This is a genomic window from Mucilaginibacter sp. (assembly GCF_036383575.1).
Taxonomy (GTDB): Bacteria; Bacteroidota; Bacteroidia; order Sphingobacteriales; family Sphingobacteriaceae; genus Mucilaginibacter.
In genome coordinates this window covers 1-3425 of record NZ_DASVOB010000490.1, presented here as the reverse complement: position 1 = coordinate 3425, position 3425 = coordinate 1, and the positions used below count along the sequence as shown (strand labels likewise).

Below are 3425 nucleotides of genomic sequence, written 5' to 3'. Positions count from 1 at the left end.
TGTTTGTCGTTTTTCAAGTCAACAAAGTATGAAGTTGGCTCGATAGCGTCATTGATTGAAGTGTTAGCCTGGTAAACGATAACTTCGCCTACTTCGTAACCTTTGTATTCGTTGCTGATTTGTTTAAGGGCTTTTGCAGGGATAGCTTTGTTGTCAACACGTTGAGTTACACCTAAAAATTCACCTTGCAGGTTGTAGAAAGCAGTTTTTTGAACGCCATCAACAGTGAAAGTAGCTTTTTGAACGTTTTTAGTTACAGTCCAGTTAACGTTAGTTGCTTCAGTGAAATCAGCAGTAAAGCCGTGTAAAGCAATGTAAGAAACGTTTGTACCACCGTCAGATTTTTTGCCACCATCGGCGAAAGCGTTAACGGTAAATAATGCTGCGGTTGCTATTGTTAAAAATATCTTTTTCATGTTCGTTTAAATTTTAAATCCATAACAAAAGTAAGGCGTTCTTATTAATATGTCAAATTTTTAGAAACTTTTATGAATATTTAATAATTATAGCCTTTTATAGCCTCAAAATTTAAATTTTGTCAATGACCTTAGTGTATATTTTACAATATCTAAAAGAAAAAACGCCAATTAATGGCGTTTTTTCTTTGCTAAACCGATTTATGTTGTCATAAAAATGTCATTTACCCGTTATCGGCGAAGCCCGGGTACAAAGTCATGCCCCCATCTGCAAAAATTGTTACCCCGGTAACGTAATCCGACTCGTCTGAGGCCAGCCAAACCGCCAGTTTCCCGATATCATCAGGCTGACCGATCCGGTTGTAAGGAATGAGCGTCAGTAGTTTATCCAGCGCTTCGGGGGTATCCCAGGCTTCTTTATTAATAGGTGTTTGTATAGCACCCGGCCCTATGCCATTTACCCTGATCTTATGCGGGGCAAGCTCCTGGGCTATACTTTTCATAAACATCATGATCCCGCCTTTGCTGGCCGCATAGTTAACATGGCCTGCCCATGGGATAACTTCATGCACACTGCTCATACAAATGATTTTGCCCGCAGCCTTGCTTTTTTCTTCAACCACGCCCCTTTTTATAAATTCTTTGGCGGCTTCCCGGGCACAAAGAAACTGGCCGGTAAGGTTAATACTGATCACTTTATTCCAGTCGTCAAGTGTCATATCAATAAATTTGGAGTCTTTTTGCAGACCTGCATTATTTACCAAAATATCAACGGTGCCATATTGCTTAAATATTTCGGCAAACATGGCTTTTACCTCATCTTCATGGCTCACATCAGCCTGGAATGCAAATGCCTCACCGCCAAATGCCCTGATCTGGCTAACCACATCATCGGCTGCAGTTTTATTATGGGCATAGTTAATAAGCAGTTTGGCTCCGGCAGCAGCCATTGCCAATGCCACACCTTTGCCAATGCCACTATCGGCACCGGTTATTAATGCCGCTTGTCCTTTTAATAGTTGGGAGTTATTGCTCATAGATAAACGTTTTTGTGTTTAAGATAAGCAATTGAATTGAGAGAGAAATTGTTTTTGTCTGAACCGGGATTTGGGGAGATTTTTCAGATTCCCGGATTTTGAATATCAAATTATAAAATCTGATATTCCGTTAATCCGGTAAATCCAATAAATCCTGGTTCAGAAAAAAAGCCGTTTACAACGCCTTTATATAATCATGAAACATATACAAGGCTTTCTTTTTATCCGCTGTTAAATCATAATCTATCTTCACCATCAGGTAATCAACCAAATCGAAATCATCGCGCATGGTTAACTCTTTAAACAGATCTTCGCGGTGGTCAAGGCCGTATTTTAACGACTCGTTAAACTCGTCCATAAATTCCTGCGGGATAGGCTTGTTGGCTATCCAGGCTGCAAAGGTGAATGGCAGACCGGTCATTTTTTGCCACTCTTCGGCAAGGTCGTAAACGTATTTGTATTGTTGCTTTTTACCGAAGGTGCGGTCGCCTATTTGTACAAAGGCGGTTTGTTCATCTGTTGATTGAGCATAATCCGGCGCATTGGTCACCTGATCCGGGTTCACCTGCCAGTGGTTTTTCAAAAGTACGCGGGCCAGGTTATTTGATGAACGCGACTGCGGATCCAACTGGATAGTGGTTACATCCTTAATATCGCAATTACTAAAAATAAAAACTGAATTAACAGCTCCGATAGCACCAATGCAATAATCAGAAACAATTTCCCATTGCGGCAGACTTAGCGCAGCTGCAACCGGGATGAGGCCGATATCAACCACATCGTCAATTAGCTTTTGGGCGCAATCTGCCGGGATATCAAGGCTCAGGTCTATTTTATTAATGATGTCGGTATGCTGGATGCCGTATAAAAAGGGTTTGGTGTTAGTGTAGCTTACTGCTGATATTCTGATCTTGTTCACAAATGCGCTATTTCTTTTCTTCGGAATTTTTTAGATGTTCGGCGTTATTAAAGTCGATGATCTCAAACTTTTCGCCATTGTAGGTTACCTTATACAGTACCAGGTTTTGATGCGGGAAGGTATCCATTTCGGATAAGGGCTTGTTGGTAAGGATACAAAGCAACAGGCGTAAAGCGCGGCCGTGCATGCAAATAAGCACGTTTTTTTCTTCGGAATGGCTCATGATCACCTCCATAGCCTCACGCTGGCGCACCTCAACCTCAACAGGACTTTCGCCACCTTCAAATTTACTGTCGAGTTTGCCATCCAGCCAGTCACGCATGATCTGCAGGAAAGCTGCTTTATTATCGGTAGTTGGCGCCTGACCTTCATGAATGCCCCAGGCCAGCTCATCCAAACCCGAAAGTTTTTCATAAGGGATGCCGAGATCAATAAAAGGCTGAATACTTTGCTGGGTGCGCTTTAGTGCTGATATGTAAATCTTATCGAACGGAACGGTTTTATAAGCCTCAAAAAACTGGCAAGCCTGTTTGCTCCCTTCGGCATTTAAATCGGTATCCACCCCGCGACCTTGTATAATACCAAGTTTGTTATACTCAGTTTGGCCGTGGCGTACTATATATAAGGTTTTTTGTACCATTTTTTTGAGCTGAAAGCTAAAAGCCGAAGGCCGAAAGCTTTCTTACTTTTTGAATAATTTTGTTTTTGCTTTAAGCTTTCAGCCTTTGGCTTTTAGCTTAAAAAAACTTAGTTAATTACCGGTAACTTGTAATACTGGGGTTTCGGCTCGTCGCCAAATTCAACGTTGGTATAATCTGTTACTACATTATATAATGTATCACGTTCGATAGGCTGGCGGCCTACATGTTTAATTAACTCTACCAGTTGTTTGGTGCTCATGCCCGGATGCTGTTCTTCGGCACCGGCCATTGAGTAGATCTTGGTAGTATCGTCCAATGTGCCATCGATATCATCAACACCGAAGTTAAGCGAAAGTTGAGCCGTTGTACGGCTGATCATTGCCCAGTAGGCTTTGATGTGGTCGAAATTATC

Annotated in this window: 4 protein-coding genes and 1 pseudogene; all 5 read right to left on the bottom strand. The window is 41.8% G+C overall.

What is annotated here, in order from left to right; genetic code table 11:
• On the bottom strand, positions 1-416 hold a 416-nt coding region (locus tag VF500_RS17580), incomplete at its 3' end, for a hypothetical protein (protein WP_330860932.1).
• Between the two features lie 224 nt (positions 417-640).
• Positions 641-1453, bottom strand: a complete 813-nt coding sequence (locus VF500_RS17575; protein ID WP_330860931.1) for an SDR family oxidoreductase — start codon at positions 1451-1453, stop codon at positions 641-643.
• Positions 1454-1628: 175 nt separating this feature from the next.
• Positions 1629-2372, bottom strand: coding sequence for a menaquinone biosynthesis protein (locus VF500_RS17570; protein WP_330860930.1), 744 nt, complete (start codon positions 2370-2372; stop codon positions 1629-1631).
• A 7-nt stretch (positions 2373-2379) separates the two neighbouring features.
• The gene (locus VF500_RS17565) at positions 2380-3012 is read right to left on the bottom strand and encodes a histidine phosphatase family protein (RefSeq protein ID WP_330860929.1); all 633 of its coding nucleotides are present in this window, start codon (positions 3010-3012) and stop codon (positions 2380-2382) included.
• Positions 3013-3119: 107 nt separating this feature from the next.
• Positions 3120-3425: pseudogene (locus tag VF500_RS17560) on the bottom strand (aminofutalosine synthase MqnE); the annotation flags it as partial.